The organism is Mesorhizobium sp. P2_D1, assembly GCF_056404455.1.
Genome location: NZ_JBFUDZ010000125.1, coordinates 1 through 1,968, shown reverse-complemented (window position 1 = coordinate 1,968; position 1,968 = coordinate 1). Strand labels below are relative to the sequence as shown.

Genomic DNA, 1,968 nt, shown 5'->3' with positions numbered 1-1,968 from the left:
ACCTTGTAGTGTTTCAAGCTGTGCATCAGTGCCGTTGGCGCGCTCAAGGGATCGCTGGTCAGGAACACGGCGGTGCCGGACACCAGCTGCGGCTTCTTCTTCAACAGATTGCCGGCGAGGAAATCGAGCGGGATCTCGTTGCGCCGGGTCTTGTCGAACAGATAGCGGCTGCCGCGCACCCAGGTCCACATGCCCAGCACGATGGTGAAGGCTACGGCCAGCGATGCCCAGCCGCCCTCGAACACCTTGACGATATTGGAGGCAAAGAAGCCGATGTCGATAAAGGCAAACAGCGCCGTCAGCGAGACGGCCAGCCACAGCTGCCATTTCCAGATGCGCGTCATGACGACATAGAGCAGCACCGTCGTCACCAGCATGTTGCCGGTCACCGAAATACCATAGGCCGACGCCAGCTTGCTGGACTCGCCGAAGCCGACGACCAGCATCATCACCACCAGCGCCAGCAAGAGATTGACGCGCGGCATGTAGATCTGGCCGGACTGTTTTTCAGATGTGTGAAGGATTTCCAGACGCGGCAGCATGTTGAGCTGCACGGCCTGCCTGGTCAGCGAGAAGGCGCCCGAAATCACCGCCTGGCTGGCGATCACGGTCGCAGCAGTCGCCAGCACGACCATCGGGATCAGCGTCCAGCCCTCGTTCATCTCGAAGAACGGATGGCCGACCACACCGTTCTTTGCCAGCACGAAGGCGCCTTGCCCGGCATAATTGAGCAGCAGGCAGGGAAACACGATCGCCAGCCAGGCGAGCACGATCGGCTTGCGGCCGAAATGGCCGAGATCGGCATAGAGCGCTTCGGCGCCGGTGACGGCGAGGAAGATGGCGCCGATGGTAACGAAGGCGACGTCGGGCGAATTGATCAGAAAGGCAACGATGTAGTGTGGGCTCACCGCCCACAGGATTTCCGGATCGGCGATGATGTGGTTGAGACCGGAAAGGCCAATGGCCAGGAACCATACTGCGGTCACCGGGCCGAACACCAATCCCACCCCSCCCGTGCCAAAGCGCTGTACGGCGAACACCATGGCAAGAATGACCAGAGTTAGCGGCACCACGTAAGGCTGGAAGGCAGGCGTGACGACATTCATGCCCTCGACGGCCGACAGCACCGAGATTGCCGGCGTGATGACGGCGTCACCGAAGAAAAGCGATGCCCCGACGATGCCGATGCCAAGTATCAGCGCCGAACGCTTGGGGAAACTGCCGCGCGCCAGCGCCATCAGCGACAGCACGCCGCCCTCGCCGCGGTTGTCGGCGCGCAGCACAAACATGATGTATTTGATGGTGACGATGATCGTCAGCGACCAGATGATCAGCGACAGAACGCCAAGAATATCGCCGCGATCCGCCACGCTACCGCGCGACGATGCCACCAGCGCCTCGCGGAACGCATAGATCGGGCTGGTGCCGATATCCCCATAGACGACGCCAAGCGCGCCCAGCATCAACACCTTGGTGCTGTGCTGTTCGATTTCGGGATGGCTCGATTGTTCGACGGGTTCTGCCTCACTACCAGCATTGGCAAGGGCCATGGACGACACTCCGATAAGTGCGCGGTCATCTACGCTTGCTGCGATGCAATATCAAGTGCCGTCGCGTGATGGCTCCCATGCCGGCAACGCTCGGCTGCTCGGGAGATCATCGGTCCACGCGAGATTCGCGGGCTCGATCTGCAGGCATGGTCGCACCAGCAGGACCGGCAGCATATGCGTCCGTCAGATCGCTACCTGCGTACCGATCTCTACCACACGGCCGGTCGGGATCTGGAAATATTCGGTCGCGTCGGCCGCCGTGCGCGCCAGGCCGATGAACAACCGGTCCTGCCACACCGGCATGCCGGAATTGGGCGAGGCCTTGAGCGAACGTCGCGACAGGAAGAACGAGGTCGTCATGATATCGAACTTCCAGCCCTGCTTGCGGCAGATCGCCAGCGCGCGCGGGATGTTGGGC

2 protein-coding genes are annotated in these 1,968 nt (G+C 61.7%); both read right to left on the bottom strand.

Annotated elements, in window-relative coordinates; genetic code table 11:
• Positions 1–1,550 (bottom strand): potassium transporter Kup (locus tag AC1D0I_RS32440; protein WP_477400159.1); only part of this gene is annotated, 1,550 nt, incomplete at its 3' end.
• A 183-nt stretch (positions 1,551–1,733) separates the two neighbouring features.
• Positions 1,734–1,968, bottom strand: a 235-nt coding sequence (locus AC1D0I_RS32435; protein WP_477400158.1) for a KUP/HAK/KT family potassium transporter, incomplete at its 5' end; no start/stop codon positions are given.